General features: G+C 51.2%; 12 protein-coding genes. 6 read left to right on the top strand and 6 right to left on the bottom strand.

Annotation, left to right across the window (positions count from 1 at the left end):
- Positions 1–17 precede the first annotated feature (17 nt).
- The 4 genes from AC50X8_RS27870 to AC50X8_RS27855 all read left to right on the top strand — a co-directional run bounded on the left by AC50X8_RS27870 (position 18) and on the right by AC50X8_RS27855 (position 3,879).
- Positions 18–1,157 (top strand): toxic anion resistance protein, encoded by a 1,140-nt coding sequence (locus AC50X8_RS27870; RefSeq protein ID WP_494882820.1) that lies wholly within the window; start codon positions 18–20, stop codon positions 1,155–1,157.
- 99 nt (positions 1,158–1,256) lie between these two features.
- Entirely contained in the window at positions 1,257–2,048 is a 792-nt protein-coding gene (locus tag AC50X8_RS27865; RefSeq protein ID WP_494882818.1) for a carbohydrate-binding protein, read from the top strand.
- Between the two features lie 261 nt (positions 2,049–2,309).
- Positions 2,310–2,786 carry a hypothetical protein gene (locus AC50X8_RS27860; RefSeq protein WP_494882816.1) on the top strand — a complete coding sequence of 159 codons (477 nt, stop codon included), beginning with the start codon at positions 2,310–2,312 and terminating at the stop codon, positions 2,784–2,786.
- A 235-nt stretch (positions 2,787–3,021) separates the two neighbouring features.
- Positions 3,022–3,879: a class II fructose-bisphosphate aldolase gene (locus AC50X8_RS27855; RefSeq protein WP_056032285.1), complete on the top strand. Its 858-nt coding sequence runs from the start codon at positions 3,022–3,024 to the stop codon at positions 3,877–3,879.
- Between the two features lie 84 nt (positions 3,880–3,963).
- Here the strand turns inward: AC50X8_RS27855 and AC50X8_RS27850 are convergent, their stop codons facing one another.
- Positions 3,964–5,262, bottom strand: coding sequence for an alpha-glucosidase/alpha-galactosidase (locus tag AC50X8_RS27850; RefSeq protein ID WP_494882814.1), 1,299 nt, complete (start codon positions 5,260–5,262; stop codon positions 3,964–3,966).
- A 167-nt stretch (positions 5,263–5,429) separates the two neighbouring features.
- Between AC50X8_RS27850 and AC50X8_RS27845 the strand changes: the two genes are divergently transcribed.
- Positions 5,430–6,371 carry an AraC family ligand binding domain-containing protein gene (locus AC50X8_RS27845; protein ID WP_494882812.1) on the top strand — a complete coding sequence of 314 codons (942 nt, stop codon included), beginning with the start codon at positions 5,430–5,432 and terminating at the stop codon, positions 6,369–6,371.
- 185 nt (positions 6,372–6,556) lie between these two features.
- Here the strand turns inward: AC50X8_RS27845 and AC50X8_RS27840 are convergent, their stop codons facing one another.
- Together AC50X8_RS27840 and AC50X8_RS27835 are read right to left on the bottom strand one after the other, a co-directional pair.
- Positions 6,557–7,786: an MFS transporter gene (locus AC50X8_RS27840; protein WP_056032280.1), complete on the bottom strand. Its 1,230-nt coding sequence runs from the start codon at positions 7,784–7,786 to the stop codon at positions 6,557–6,559.
- Positions 7,787–7,826: 40 nt separating this feature from the next.
- Complete coding sequence (locus tag AC50X8_RS27835; RefSeq protein WP_056032277.1) at positions 7,827–8,438, bottom strand: TetR/AcrR family transcriptional regulator; 612 nt, start codon at positions 8,436–8,438, stop codon at positions 7,827–7,829.
- Between the two features lie 208 nt (positions 8,439–8,646).
- Here AC50X8_RS27835 and AC50X8_RS27830 point away from each other — a divergent pair, with 208 nt between their 5' ends.
- The gene (locus AC50X8_RS27830; RefSeq protein ID WP_056032274.1) at positions 8,647–8,859 is read left to right on the top strand and encodes a TM2 domain-containing protein; all 213 of its coding nucleotides are present in this window, start codon (positions 8,647–8,649) and stop codon (positions 8,857–8,859) included.
- Positions 8,860–8,956: 97 nt separating this feature from the next.
- Here the strand turns inward: AC50X8_RS27830 and AC50X8_RS27825 are convergent, their stop codons facing one another.
- The 3 genes from AC50X8_RS27825 to AC50X8_RS27815 all read right to left on the bottom strand — a co-directional run bounded on the left by AC50X8_RS27825 (position 8,957) and on the right by AC50X8_RS27815 (position 14,305).
- Positions 8,957–9,829: a hypothetical protein gene (locus AC50X8_RS27825; protein ID WP_494882810.1), complete on the bottom strand. Its 873-nt coding sequence runs from the start codon at positions 9,827–9,829 to the stop codon at positions 8,957–8,959.
- Positions 9,830–10,049: 220 nt separating this feature from the next.
- Positions 10,050–13,076 carry a DEAD/DEAH box helicase gene (locus AC50X8_RS27820; protein WP_494882808.1) on the bottom strand — a complete coding sequence of 1,009 codons (3,027 nt, stop codon included), beginning with the start codon at positions 13,074–13,076 and terminating at the stop codon, positions 10,050–10,052.
- The gene (locus AC50X8_RS27815) at positions 13,073–14,305 is read right to left on the bottom strand and encodes a hypothetical protein (protein WP_056032266.1); all 1,233 of its coding nucleotides are present in this window, start codon (positions 14,303–14,305) and stop codon (positions 13,073–13,075) included. The genes AC50X8_RS27820 and AC50X8_RS27815 overlap by 4 nt, the downstream gene beginning before the upstream one ends.
- Between the last annotated feature and the right edge of the window lie 359 nt (positions 14,306–14,664).

The raw sequence follows: 14,664 nt of genomic DNA, 5'->3' as shown, positions 1-14,664 counted from the left end.
GAAGAGGAGGGGTAGCCATGTCATTTACGATGGAAGTGGTCAGTGAGGAGAAGCTGAAATCGGTCATTGAAGAGCAGGTAAAGCCTGAGCCTGAGGAAGTCACCCAGCTGCGGGAGCTGGCGACGAGCAATGTGTCGACGATTTTGGAGCTGGATTTGGATTCACTCGAAAAACGGAAGGCGATTTTGCAATCGATTGACCAGTTTGGCATTCAGTCGATGAGGTCTTCCTCGGAGAAAAATTCGCTGCTGCAGGTGGCGGTTGGCCATTTGTCTCAAACGGGCGATGAAGGCGGCCAAGTGGCGAAAGGTTTGACGGAGCTGCACATCCAGCTCAAGGATTTGGACCCGAGCGTCGTCGATTTTGCCAAAAGCGGCGTGCTCGGCATGTTTTTTAATCCGCTGCGGCGTTATTTTGCGAAATACCAGAAGGCGGATACGGTCATTTCGGGCATCATTTTATCGCTGGACAAAGGCAGTACGATACTTAAAAATGACAACACTACGCTGGAACTGGAACAGCACGCGCTTCGCGAGCTGACGAAGAAGCTGCAGAAGGAAATCCAGCTTGGCATGCTGATGGATGAAGGCATTGAAGCGCAGATTGCAGCAGCCAAGTCACGTCAGGAGTCGGAGGATAAAATCCGTTTCATAACCGAGGAGGTACTGTTCCCGCTTCGCCAGCGCGTCATGGATTTGCAGCAGATGCTCGTCGTGAACCAGCAGGGCATTATGGCGATTGAGGTTGTCATGCGCAACAACAAGGAGCTGATCCGCGGGGTAGATCGGGCGAGAAACGTCACCGTTTCGGCGCTAAAAATCTCCGTTACCGTAGCCAGCGCGCTCTACAACCAACGAATCGTCCTGCAAAAAATCGAGCTGCTGAATCAGACGACCGACAGCCTGATAAGCGGCACCTCCAAAATGCTGAAAAACCAAGGCGCTGCGATCCAAAAGCAATCGATGGAAGCGAACATTTCCGTCGATACGCTAAAGACGGCTTTCGCCGATGTGCTTTCGGCGATGGACTCGATCAGCACCTACAAGCAGGAGGCGCTGCCTAAAATGCGCCAAACGAACCAGCAGTTCAGAGAGCTGGCGGATACCGGCGAGGTGCAAATTCAGCGGCTGGAGAAGGGGCAGAGGCTGGGATTGTAGAAGAGGATGGAGAGCAGGGACAGTAAGTATGAAGCGCCCCTGCTCTTTTTCATACAAGTAATCATTTCCTGAACTATTATAAAGAATGGAGAACAAGCGATGATTAATTTATCCCTAGAAATTCAAAATGCCGAAGGAGCGGTGCTTGAGACCCGTACGGATAGCGAACAGGTTTATTTGGTGTACAAGCAGGCTTACGAGCCTGGAAATGTAATCGTTCTCAAAAGCTCGAGGGCCAATGTGCATCTGGTCATTCAGCTGGAGGATTCGATCAATCCGGCCTTCATTTATTTGAAGGGCGAGGAGTACCGCTACATCATTCCTTTTGATGAAAAAAGAGTATCTTACTCACCTAAATCGTTTACGGGCGACATCCATGTGCTGACTGCTCGCCTGGCAACCGACGAGGAAATAGGCGCTTACAAAAATGTAGCGAAAAATGAATATGACCAGCATGCCAACGACACTTGTTTCCCTCATGCTACCGCTAATGTCGAGACGCGGGGAGAGGCCGTATTTGCGGCACGGAACGCCATTAATGGGAATGCCGCGAATGACTCGCATGGCGAATGGCCTTATGAATCATGGGGAATTAACCAGAGAGCGGATGCGGCTATATCAATTGATTTCGGACGCACCGTAGTCGTAGACAAGGTCGTCTTAACGCTGCGAGCCGATTTTCCACATGATAATTATTGGGAAAATGTGACGCTGACGTTTTCGGATGGCAGCTCGCATCAGGCCAGCCTGATCAAAACCCATAAACCGCAAACGATTCTGCTGGAATCCAGAGCGATTGACCATGTAACGCTAAGCGAATTGAAAAAATCATCCGATCCTTCACCTTTCCCGGCTTTAACGCAGTTTGAGGTGTTCGGAAGAGAAGCCTAAGAGCGGCATAGCTGGACGCCCGGTCTGGGTGCAAATACATGCATCGACCCGAGCGGATTAGGCGGATTCAGAAACAAAAAATCAGTTAGACGAGAAGAGTACCGTAAAGGTGCTCTTTTGTCGTTTGGCAGACGGTTCACAGCATTGACACCTCTTGAGATACTTTATAGAATGAAGCAGGCACTACAATACTGCCAGTATTCCATGCAGAACACTCAGCTAATCCGCTGGCAATTTTGACTGGAGGTTTATTGGTTTAAAATGAATTTAAAAATGATCGCAATCGGCGCCTACGTCATGCTTATTTATTGGCTTTCCTTGCATTTTACGTTTCTCGATACTTTATTTTTCCCTACTTTGGGGGCTTTCAGCTTCCTGTTCGTTTCCCGGTCATTCCGTTATACGGAGATCAGCAAAATTACATTAGGTGCGTTTATTTCATCAATCATCGGTACGCTGCTTTTCTTCATCTATCCAAGCGCGATTTCCTTATTCGTGAATGTGTTGATCACAATCTGGATGATTACCAAATTTAAATGGAATGCTCCGCCTATTGTGGCGGTGTCACTCATACCGTTCTTTTCCCACTCGACGCATCTTTGGCTCATTCCGATTTCCATATGCGCGGCTCTGCTCGGCTTGATGCTGATTTTATTCCTTGCCGAATGGGCGGAGAAACGGCTAAGCCCGTTGTTTTCCCTGACCAAAAGAAATGGTGTATCTGTTGAACCGGAATAATTCATTTATAAATTCTTATCAATTGTGTGAAAAGTATTCACTCGCAGGGCAGGTAGTTTTATAATATAATTTGTGATAACATATAGTATTAGATGAGGAATGTGAACAAGGATAAAATTATTCCGTTCATGCTTATAGATCTGTCGTTTATAAGCGTTGTTTTAAGCTGTAGATCAATGGGCATGATTGAAAGTTCTATTCATTAAATTGCAACTACACTGAAGGAGGATTTATCATGGCATTGGTTTCGATGAAAGACATGTTGAACAAAGGTTTAAAAGAAGGTTACGCGGTTGGTCAATTCAACATCAACAACCTGGAGTGGACGCAAGCAATTTTGGGCGCAGCTCAAGAAGAAAAATCCCCAGTTATTTTGGGCGTTTCTGAAGGCGCAGCACGTTACATGGGCGGTTTCAAGGTTGTTACTGCAATCGTTAAATCCCTAATCGAAGAAATGAAAATCACGGTTCCAGTTGCGATTCACTTGGACCACGGTTCCAGCTTCGAAAAATGTAAAGAAGCAATCGATGCAGGCTTCACTTCCGTTATGATCGATGCTTCCCATTCCCCATTTGAAGAAAACGTAAAAACAACGAAGCAAGTTGTTGAATATGCTCACGAGCGCGGCATTTCTGTTGAAGCAGAACTGGGAACAGTTGGCGGACAAGAGGATGACGTTATTGCTGATGGCGTTATCTACGCTGATCCACAAGAGTGTAAACAACTCGTTGAGCTTACAGGTATCGATTGCCTAGCTCCAGCACTTGGTTCCGTTCACGGTCCTTACAAAGGCGAACCAAACCTGGGCTTCAAAGAAATGGAAGAAATTTGCCAAACAATCAAGCTGCCATTGGTATTGCACGGTGGTACTGGTATCCCTACTGAGCAAATCAAAAAATCCATTTCCCTTGGAACAGCTAAAATCAACGTTAACACTGAAAACCAAATCGCGTTCACTAAAGTTGCTCGTGAAATCCTGACTTCGGATTCCGAAGTATTCGATCCACGTAAATTTTTGGCTCCAGGCCGTGAAGCGATCAAACAAACCGTTATGGGCAAAATTCGCGAGTTCGGTTCTTCCAACAAAGCGTAAGCCTATATATAAATGAAAAAGGGCTGGTCCGGCTGCTGCATGCAGTTGGACTAACCCTTTTTTGCTGTATACCTTACTCTTTTCTTAACGATACGACGGAAGCCAGCTGCCATGCGCTTCAATCAGCTCATCGCAAAGCGAGACAATGTCGTCCATCGACAATTCCGCCGACGTATGCGGGTCCAGCAGAGCGGCGTGATAAATATGCTCGCGCTTCAATGTTTTGGCGGCTTCAATCGTGAGCAGCTGTGTATTAATATTCGTGCGGTTTAACGCGGCCAGCTGCGGCGGCAGGTCGCCAACATAGGTTGGCGTCACGCCGGAACGGTCAACCAAGCAAGGCACCTCGACGCAGGCTTCCTTCGGCAGGTTCGTAATAAGGCCAGTGTTCATCACATTGCCGCCGATTTTATAAGGATTATTCGTTTCGATGGCTTCCATAATATGAGAAGCATATTCGCGGCTGCGCGTATGCTCAATCTTCTTATTGCCAAGCATCGAATCCCGTCTTTCCTCCCAGCCCTTAATTTGCTCAATACAGCGGCGCGGATACTCATCCAGCGGAATATTGAAGCGTTCAATCAGCTCCGGATAGTTCCGTTTAATAAAATACGGGTGGTATTCAGCATTATGCTCGGAAGATTCCGTTACATAATAGCCGAATTTCAGCATGAGCTCGTAGCGTACCATATCGTGGTGCTGCTCCGCTTGTTTTTCCGCCGCGCGCCGTTTAATTTCCGGGTACAAATCGACGCCGTCCTTCGTTGCTTCAAGCAGCCACGCCATATGGTTAATGCCGGCAATCTTCGTTTTGACACCTGCCGTATCGATGCCCAGATGCTCGAATAGATGCGGTACACATATTTGTACGCTGTGACAGAGTCCTACAGCCTGCAAGCCGCCTTGTGAAATGAGCACATTCGTCAATACCGCCATTGGATTGGTGTAGTTGAGGAACAGGGCGTCTGGACAAACCTCCTGAATATCTGCTGCAAAATCAAGCACGACCGGAATCGTCCGCAGGTTGCGGAAAATGCCGCCGATGCCAACCGTATCGGCAATCGTCTGGCGCAAGCCGTATTTTTTTGGAATTTCGAAATCGGTTATCGTGCAAGGATCGTAACCGCCGACCTGAATCGCATTGACGACATATTTAGCGCCGCGAAGCGCCTCCTTGCGATCGGTATACGCTTTAATGACGCAGCTGCTTCCGAGCGACTCCTTCATGTTCAGCAGCAGCTGCTCGGATTCACGCAGCCGGCCGCCATCAATATCAAACAAAGCTAGCTCGAAGCCTTGCAGTGCTTCTGTAAGCATGACATCACCCAATACATTTTTCACAAAAACAGTACTGCCCGCACCAAGGAACGTTATTTTCGCCAATGAATTCGCCTCCGTTTATGAATAGCTTTGACTCCTTAACTATAGCCCCGAAGCGGAAGCAGGAACATGGATTAATTCCTGCTAAACCTGTCATAATGCCTTTACATTGCATGATTTTATTCATCATATTATACTATTACCTGTCATAATGAGGGGGGATGTAGAGAATGCCTCTGACCGAAGTCAGACATAATCGGGAGACGCCGCAGCGGCAGATGGAGCTGTTTTTGCGTTTTTTCGGCAAGGAAGAATGTGAGCCTAGACATAGCTGGGGCCCGGGCCTGCGCGACTTGTATATTATTCATTATGTGATCAGCGGCTCAGGTGAATTTAGTACCGGAGGAGAGACGTATCAGCTGTCACAAGGTCAGGGCTTTCTCATAACGCCAGGCGCGATTGTCCATTATACAGCGAATGAGGCTGACCCTTGGGTGTATTCGTGGGTGGGCTTTGATGGGCTTCACGCCAGGGCATTTATGCGGCGGGCGGGGCTCAGTGTATCGCAGCCGATATTTCGCGCCAAGAGGACAGGGGAAGGCCATAGCCGGAGCCAGAGCGAGAGTGAGAGCTGTGAGAGCAGAGAAGAGAGCAATAGAGAGGATAGTGATTGTGCCAATTGGTTTGACACTAGCCATCAGGAGCTTGTGAATGCCCATGAAACGGGCTGTCGGGACATTTTGTACCAGAGCATTTTGTACCGGCTAATTGGAGAGTTAATGGAATGTGCAGACCCTGCATTAGTGGATACGCAGCCGCTCCGTGCGAACTCCAAGGAAACCTATATCAATGAGGCGATTACCTATATCGAAAATAACTACAGCCAGAAAACAACGGTTGAGCAAATCGCTCACGCTGTTGGCTTGGATCGTACCTATTTGTCCAGCTTGTTCAAGCAGCAGTTTGACCTGTCGCTGCAAGCGTTTTTGCTGCAATTTCGAATGAATCGGGCAGTGGAGCTGCTGAGCAGCAAGCAGCTGTCGGTGAGCGATATTTCCCGCTCGGTGGGCTACACCGATCCCTTTCTTTTCTCCAAAATGTTCAAAAAGGTCATCGGCCAATCGCCGCGCCGAACGCGAGAGCTGCTGGAGGAGCAGCAGGGCAAGCTGTAAGAGAATGGGATTGGTCAAAGCGCATCTCTTAATAAAAAAAGGGTGGGCTTTGGCGATTAAGCCAAAACTCACCCATAGAATGCGAGATAGCAAGCGCCGTGCTTCACAGCATGCGGCAGCTTGCTTTGCTTTGATGACAGGCGATGCTAAACAGAATCGCTCCCGCCTGCAAACGATGCGCGGCTCTAACCGCGAGCGGGGACAGCTTTCTTTTTCCCAGCCCGCATGGACAGAAGGAAGCACAGCAGGAGCACGATGCCAGCGGAGGCATACGGGAAGTTGATATTCATATCAAACAGCACGCCCGCAGTGATCGGGCCAAGAATGTTTCCGAGACTCGTAAAAGCGGAGTTCAAGCCAGCGAGGTAGCCTTGCTGGTCATTTGCCATTTTGGAAATTTGGGTGCCGATGGCTGGGCGCAAAATATCGACCGACAGGAACAGAAAGAAAGTGACCACGAACACCATCCAGTAGTTGTTGGTCAATAACATCAGCAGAACGAATAGGCCCGCAATAAACAACGACCACGTAATGACGTTCTGCTCGCCAAACCGATTCAAAATCCAGCCGAAAATCGTGACCTGCACAACCGCGCCCGCGATCGAGCCGAACGTAATAATAAAAGCGATGTCGGTTGCTGTAAAGCCGAAGCGATGGTCAACGTACAAGCCGAATACCGTCTCATAATTCGCAAGTCCGAACGAGGCGACAAGCACGATGATTAAGCTGAAAAAATACGGCTGCTTATAAGACGTCAGCAGCTGGGACATAAAGCTGGGTTCGCCAGCCGAAGCCGAGGCTGAGGCCTTAGCCTTAGAGGGGGCTAAAGCGGCAGCCGTTGGAGCGGCCTTCGCCTTGGATTCTGGCAAAACAAGCAGCGTAACGATGGCGGCCACCCCGCCGGCGATGCCCGCTACATAAAAAGGGACGCGAACGCCAAATTCGGCTAAATAACCTCCGATGCCGGGACCAATAATAAATCCGGTCGTAATCGCGGCATTGATATAGCCCATGCCTTTGGCGCGTTCTTCGTTGCTAGTAACGTCAGCGACGTAAGCCATAATCGAAGGCATGCTGAACGCGGCCCCGACTCCGCCAAGTATGCGTGAAACAAACAGCAGCCACGGCTCGCTGACCGCGCCAAACATCCATTCTGAGAGCGCGAACAGCGTAACGCCTGCGACGATCATTTTTTTTCGGCCGAAAGAATCGGAGAGCCTGCCTGCAAGCGGGGAAAATAATAATTGGGCCAAGGAAAAGGCCGCTACCATGAAGCCAAGTATGCTTCCGTTCAAATCCAGCTCTCGCATATAGGCAGGCATAACGGGAATGACGAGCCCAATGCCTGTAAATACGAGCAAAATATTGCCCATCAGAAGGAGTATAGCTCCTCTGTTCCGTAGTAATAATGACATGGTTAAAATCCTTTCACCCTGATCTAGGTTGTTTTAATGATTAGGTTTGGTGCTGCTTAGAGGTTGCGATGCCATAAAGAACAACCTTTATAGCGGTTCTGTAAATGGTCAAAACCTCATCCATCGCATAGGAGCGTCTGGACAATTGATTCAAGCCGAAAAACAAGCTTTCCAATATAATCGCCAAATGCTCAACCTGCATCGGCTCTAATTCGCCACGGTCAATGCCTTCCTGAATGAGGCGCTTGTTGAATTCCAAATGCCGGTCAATCATGACCGTCATCCGTTTCTCAACCTCAGTGGTTTTCTCCTCATGGTTGAAAAATTCATCGGCCGCTTTCGTAAGCGGATGGCTGAAATCATCCATTACACTTTGCTCGACAATGGCGTACAGCTTTTCGGTGGACGTCTCATAGAGCGCCTGCTGCTCATTCCATTTTTGCTCCCATTCCAAATCCCATTCCTCTAAAAGATAGAGAAACAAGCCTTCCTTGCTTTTAAAATGGTAATAAATATTGCCCTTACTGCTTTCGGTCGCCTCTACAATGTCTTCAATCGAAGTCCCTTTATAGCCCTTCTGGGCGAAAAGCGCCCGCGCGGCACTTGCGACTTTCTTCTTCGTTTGCTCGCTTTGCAGCTGTTTCTTGTTCATGAGGCGCTGCCCCTTTCTATTAATTATACTGAACGTTCGTTCTATAATAATAGCAAAATAATCAGGGGAAATGCAAATGAGAGGTTAAGAGGGTTATATAGTTAAAGAAATACCAAATATTTTATTAACATTTTCATGTTATATGTAAAGAATTTCTGGCCATATGCCGATAATGGAAGAGTAGAATATATAATGGAGGGATTTACAAGTGGTAAAGAGTGATAAATCTTTTGTAGCAGCAATATTGTTATGTTTCTTTTTAGGATCTTTCGGCATTCATCGTTTTTATGCGGGAAAAGTGGGAACAGGCATTTTGATGCTGATTACATTGGGTTGCTTTGGTATCTGGACACTAATCGACTTAATTATGATCATTTGCGGCGCATTTAAAGATTCAGAAGGCCGTGAAATTAAAGCATAACGATCATTTTATAGGTAAAAAGGGAAAAAGAGCTCTCAAAGGAGCTCTTTTTTGCGTCCGCGTATTTAAGTAGGCTGTGCTGATGCTGCCCTTATATTCAAGCCTCTTCTTTTTTAATTTTCGCGGGGTTGTTGATTTTATAAGGAACGGGATGCTTGGTCAGCTTTTTGGCTACAATTTTAGCCTCGAAGGTGATAACATCGCCTACTTCCAGCTCCTGTTTTTTGAGCGTGGCGCTGTGGCTGGACCAGGCTTCGCCCACGAGCGTTCCTTGTTCAGTGATGGACACGGCCTCATAAATGACAACCTCATCATCATTATCGGAAAAATGGTTCGGCACCGTCGTAAACTCCTTAACGGTCGCGGTCATTTTAACCTTGTCCTCCGGCAGCTCCAGCTTCGGCGCTTTTTCTTTTTTGGCTTTGCTTTTCGGTTTTTCTTCCGCTTGCTCCGCCTTGTCCGCCGCTTCCTCTACTGCTTCTGGAATCGCTGCTGCACTTTCGACCGAGTCGAAAGCAAAGCCTGCTTCCGCAAGCATTTCCTCGACCGTCTTGGCCGAACCCGCATCGCTCTCGCCCACGGCTGCGAAATCGCTGTTAACGTCAGTGCCGTTTTCTACAGCTTGCGCTTCAACTGCCTCTGTTTCATTAATTGCAGCTTCCTCGCCAGTCTCGTCAGCCTCGACGCCGGCCGCCTGCTTCGCGCCATAGCTTGCCGCTTGCATTTCCTTCAGGTACGAAGGATGGATGCAGTGCAGCTGATCATTGCCGAGCTGTATGACGGCGGTCATTTTATCGACGAAACCGACGATGCTGCAAACGATATTCAGGCCGTGGCCTTTATAATAAAAGGTTTTTGTTTTGCTGGCTTTCCCTGAAAGCAAGCCCCACTCCTGGCATTTTTCCACTTGTTCCTCATCATTTTCAAAGAGCTGGTAATTTTGCGGTTCAATTACAAACGCATACTCCATCATATTCCCGCCTTTCCGTCATTCCGGCTAAATTGTTTTAGGTACAACCAGTTTAGCATAAAAACGGTCCATCCAGCATCTTGGCAAATCATGCGTGCGGTCGTGATTAGGCTGGGAGGGTCATTAGCATAAGGAAGGAGATCATCATTCTGCTGTCTTGTGCGAGTGAGGCGGCGCCTCCCATCCACCGTCCGTATGGCGCTGGCGGGCGTGAAGCCGCCTAAGCTTCGCCAGCCCAGTCCTGCTTCAGCGTGACGAGCTGCTGGAGCGCCGCGTTATCGAGCTCGGTAATCCACGTCTCGGAGCTGCTGGAAATGACATTTTCGCTCAGCTTCTGCTTGGATTCCAGCATTTCGTCGATCCGTTCCTCCAGCGTGCCGAGCGCAATGAACTTGTGCACCTGCACGTCGCGGGTTTGCCCCATGCGGTAGGCGCGGTCGGTCGCCTGATTTTCCACGGCGGGATTCCACCAGCGGTCGAAATGGAATACATGATTGGCTGCGGTCAAATTCAGGCCGACGCCGCCTGCTTTAATCGACAAAATAAAGACGTTTGGCTGCTCGGACGCCGGGAGCGTATTCGATTGGAACCGTTCAATCATCCGGTCGCGAGTGAGCTTCGTCGTGCTGCCGTTCAAATAAAGCACACGCTCCTGAAGCTCCCGCTCCAGTACGCCCTGCAGCAGCTGACCCATACCGATATATTGCGTGAAAATAAGGCAGCGCTCGCCTTCGGCTCGCAGCTCCTTCACCATCGCCATCAGCCGCTCCAGCTTGGACGATCGGCTAATCAGCGACTCCATTGCGGCCTCAGCGCCGGTCGTGCCGCTGGCAATTTCCGCTTCCATCACCTCAAGCGGCATCCCATCCTCCAGCAGAGCCGGATGGTTGCAAATTTGCTTGAGCTGCGTCAGCACGGACAAAATCGCGCCGCGGCGCTTGTTGCCCTCCACCCGCTGCACCTTAGCCATCAGCTCATTGACGGTTTGCGTATAAAGCGCACCTTGCTCGGCGGTGAGATGAACGTACGTTTTCATCTCGTTCTTATCCGGCAGGTCGAGCTGAATCGCCGGGTCTTTCTTTTTGCGGCGCAGCATGAACGGCTTGACCAGCCGCTGCAAATCGATAACGCGCTCCGGGTCCTGCTCCTGCTCAATTGGCGTTGCGAAGCGCTTCTGAAAGCCCTGCGCACTGCCAAGAAAGCCGGGATTCATAAAATCATAGATCGACCACAGCTCGCTCAGCCGGTTTTCAATCGGCGTTCCGGTCAGCGCAATGCGATGCTTGGCGGGCAAGCTGCGGATGGCAGCGGCCTGCTTCGTTTGCGCATTTTTAATATTTTGCGCCTCGTCGAGGCAAATCGCTTCCCATGTGCGCCCTTGCAGCAGCTCCTGATCGAGCATGGAGGTCGCGAAAGAAGTGAGAATAACATCCGCTTTGCTGGCGGCTTCGTAGAAAGCGTCGCCCGTCAGCCGCTTGCTGCTGTAATGCAGCATGACGTTCAGTGATGGCGCGAAGCGGCTAATTTCCTTCTGCCAGTTGCCGAGCACCGAGGTCGGGCAAATGATGAGAGCGGCGGCGCGGCCCGTGCCGCCCGTCTCCTTCATCTGCATCAGGTAGGCGATGAGCTGCACCGTCTTGCCGAGGCCCATGTCGTCGGCAAGACAAGCGCCAAGCCCCAGCTGGCGCATAAAAGCCAGCCAGGAGTAGCCTTCCTGCTGATAAGCGCGCAGCGTCGCCTGCAAGCCCGCAGGAACGGGAAGCGCTGGCGCCTCTTTTTGCTGCACGAGCTGGTCCATCATCTCCTGCATATAGCTGTTCAGCTCGACTTCCAGCCGCAGCTGCTCATTTTCATCCTCAGCTTCATCCGCCGAGTCTTCTGCTGCTTCATCCTTGCGGGCGAAGTAGTCTTTCCGCGAAAGCAGATGGAGCTGAAGCACATCCTGAAAGGAGAGTCCTTGGGCGCTGTTCATGCCCTTCATCATCTTGCTGATTTGCTCCAGCAGGCCGGGATCGAGCGTCACCCACTGCCCGCGGAATTGCAGCAGCCGCTCCTGACGAGCGAGCAGCTCCGAAAACTCCGCCTCCGTGAGCGTAAGATCGCCGACGGAAACGCGCCAATCGAATTCAATAATGGCGTCCAGCCCGAAGAAGGAGCGGCCTTTCGCCGGATTTTCCTCTTCCTTGACCTTGGCGCGCAGTTTAGGCTTTTTGCGGCGGGCGCTTTCCCACCAGGCGGGGAGCAGCACCTGCCAGCCTGCTTCGAGCAGGCGGTTGCTGCCCACCGTCAGGAAGCGCCAGACGGAGTCGCTGCTGAGCGGCACTCTCAGCACATCGTATTTCTCGCCTGCCAAATGCTCGTCAGGCAGACTGGCGCGCAGATGATCCAGCCATCCGGAGGATCGCTCGCGCACAGCATGAACCCAAGCCGCCGGAACTTCGCCGGCGACATCGCCATGCTGCGACAGCCTCACAGGCCGCAGCACCGATGGGTCCAGCTTGTCCTGCAGCACGAGCCGCAGCTGCCACGCCTCATCGGTTTCCTCGCCCGGCTCAAGCAGCTGCAGCATAGGGCGGAACGGCGCATGGTCTGCCTTCCAGCCGACGGCCATCAGCCAGCCGGACGCATCAAGGCCAGCGAAGATCGCCTTCTCCTTCATGAACAGCAGCGGATATTCCGCGCGCAAATCGGCGGATGCTGCTTCACTGTTGTAATAGCGCTGGAACACCGCCGCCGAGAAGGCGGCTTCCAGCATGCCGAGAAAGCCATTCGACAAGCGGCCGTCCTTCACTTTCTCCTCAGCAAGCGCAAGCTCGCTTGCCAGCTCCGCCGAAGCGGAGCTGTCCCACACCCATTGCAGCTGTCCGGCTCGCCATGCGGAGTGGCTCGGCAAGTAGCGCTTGGCCTCCGTGTGCTCGTGCAGCAAAGGCGCAAGCCGGATGAGCGCAGCCGACTGCTCGTCCCATTCCCAATGAATATGCGCCAGCAGGCGCTGCTCGGCAAAGAAGGGGAGCACATGCTCCGCGGGAAGCACAACCAGCTCCACCTGCTCCATTTGCCGGATTTCAAGCTCGGTCCCATAGGTGGTGGCCGCATGCCAAGCGAATAGGCTTTGCTTGAGGCGAACGCCGGAAAGCAGATCCTGGCGGTCATCCACCGCATACAGCAGCGCATCGCCAAAATCGGTTAAAGCCAAATGTACCGTTATCGTCGTCCATGATGGGCTCTTCGTCAGCTCGGTGCTCATGACAGCAATTTCCCCTTTCGCAGCTCTTCCTGCAAAGCCCGCAAGCGGCTGTAGCGCCCAGCGAAGGCGGTGATGAACGTTTCCCAGCCCGCCTCGTCCTTGCGTTTTTTATACAGCTTCGCTAATCGTTTCAGCAGCTTGACTGCCGATTTGTAGCCGTCCCTGTTTTTCAGCAGCACATAACGCTCGGCGGCTTGGTGATAGAAGGGAAGCAGCAGCTCAGGCGCGTGCTTCTCGATCGGAGCGAACATGGCGACGCGATAATACAGGGGGTCGATGCCTTCGCTTAGCTGGTAATCGATCCACTCCTGCCATTTTTCATAATGATGAAGCTTGTCTGCATAGATGGAGCGCGAGGCGGGCAGCAGGAGCAGCAATTGCTCCCACATCGCTTCCTCCTCCTGAGGCATTTCCGCCAGCACCGCATCCCAATAGGCGAAAAAAGCGTTCAAATGCACGCCATGATGATCCGCCAGCAGGCTCGCGGTTTGCTTCAGCCAGTAGAGCAGCCGATTCCACTCCTTGCGCTGCTCCAGCTCATCCAGCAAGGCATAATAATCATGAATGCGCAGCTTGGATTTGCGGCCCAGCGCGGTCAGCAGCGCTTGCGCCTCCTCGTCGCGCCCTAGCAGAAAGCTCAGCCAGCATTTGGCGAACATCCATTGATAGCGCGTCTGGGCGATTTTCTGCTGGGGCTTTAGCGCCTCAAGGTGTTCAAGCTCCTCCGCAAGCAGCGGGCTGCCGGGCAGGCGGGGATAGAGCCATTTTCTCCAAAGCGCATAATACACAGGTGAAAAATAATCCGCATACCGCTCCTCCGCGAGCAGTCTTCCACGCAAATCCGCCAGCGTTTCCGCCAGGCGGTCCCAAAACGCTGGCTCGGCATCAGCGAGATCCGGCGACAGTTCGAACAGCTTGTTGATGCTGCCCTGCACATCCTCCATCGCGACTCGCGTGTGGTAGCCGACGAACGTGCCCGTATGCAGCTGCTCCATAATAAACAGGAAGCTGTGCAGCTCGAACAGGCATTTCATCGCAGGGGAAAAAGCGGGCCGCGATTGCTTAATAAGCTCAGCTGCGCGGCCAGCATAGTCGCTGTTTCTCGTTTGTGCGGCCAGCGGCTCCAAGCATTGCAGCAGCCATTTTCGCCACTGCGAAATCGGCTGCTCGGGTAGCTGCTGGAGTGCGGCATTTTTTTTTCGCTCGTTCTGTTTATCTATAGGCATCATTCGAATCAATCTCCTGAGACATTTTCTTGAAGGCTGGGCTTGTGGGCTAGCTTCATTCAGCTTCCATTCATCAAAAAGTGCGAGGTATAGGCAATTATGGTTATGTATTTGGATATATAGAGACTTTGGCGGACACAGCAGCCGTTATTCTCTGCAAAAATGGTTTTTGGCCGTGCTGGCGGACACAGAAGCCGCTAATCGCCCCTATTCCTCCTATTTGAAGCGATAGGGTGTGGCATAACGGCTTCCCTGCTCTTCTGTCAATAGAGTAGACACGCCCATTATGCTATTTTTTCGTAATAAAGCTGTTCGAAACGCAAGGGTGACATGTAGCCAAGCGTGCTGTTTGAACGTTTTCG

This window comes from Paenibacillus sp. JT22N15, from assembly GCF_059383755.1.
Note: the sequence above shows the minus strand (reverse complement) of the source record. Positions and strands in the feature narration are given on the sequence as shown.

Bases quoted from the DNA above. Each gene is read 5' to 3' on its own strand.
- AC50X8_RS27870 (WP_494882820.1), top strand. From the start codon at position 18: ATGTCATTTACGATGGAAGTGGTCAGTGAGGAGAAGCTGAAATCGGTC.
- AC50X8_RS27865 (WP_494882818.1), top strand. From the start codon at position 1,257: ATGATTAATTTATCCCTAGAAATTCAAAATGCCGAAGGAGCGGTGCTT.
- AC50X8_RS27860 (WP_494882816.1), top strand. From the start codon at position 2,310: ATGAATTTAAAAATGATCGCAATCGGCGCCTACGTCATGCTTATTTAT.
- AC50X8_RS27855 (WP_056032285.1), top strand. From the start codon at position 3,022: ATGGCATTGGTTTCGATGAAAGACATGTTGAACAAAGGTTTAAAAGAA.
- AC50X8_RS27845 (WP_494882812.1), top strand. From the start codon at position 5,430: ATGCCTCTGACCGAAGTCAGACATAATCGGGAGACGCCGCAGCGGCAG.
- AC50X8_RS27840 (WP_056032280.1), bottom strand. From the start codon at position 7,786: ATGTCATTATTACTACGGAACAGAGGAGCTATACTCCTTCTGATGGGC.
- AC50X8_RS27835 (WP_056032277.1), bottom strand. From the start codon at position 8,438: ATGAACAAGAAACAGCTGCAAAGCGAGCAAACGAAGAAGAAAGTCGCA.
- AC50X8_RS27825 (WP_494882810.1), bottom strand. From the start codon at position 9,829: ATGGAGTATGCGTTTGTAATTGAACCGCAAAATTACCAGCTCTTTGAA.
- AC50X8_RS27820 (WP_494882808.1), bottom strand. From the start codon at position 13,076: ATGAGCACCGAGCTGACGAAGAGCCCATCATGGACGACGATAACGGTA.
- AC50X8_RS27815 (WP_056032266.1), bottom strand. From the start codon at position 14,305: ATGATGCCTATAGATAAACAGAACGAGCGAAAAAAAAATGCCGCACTC.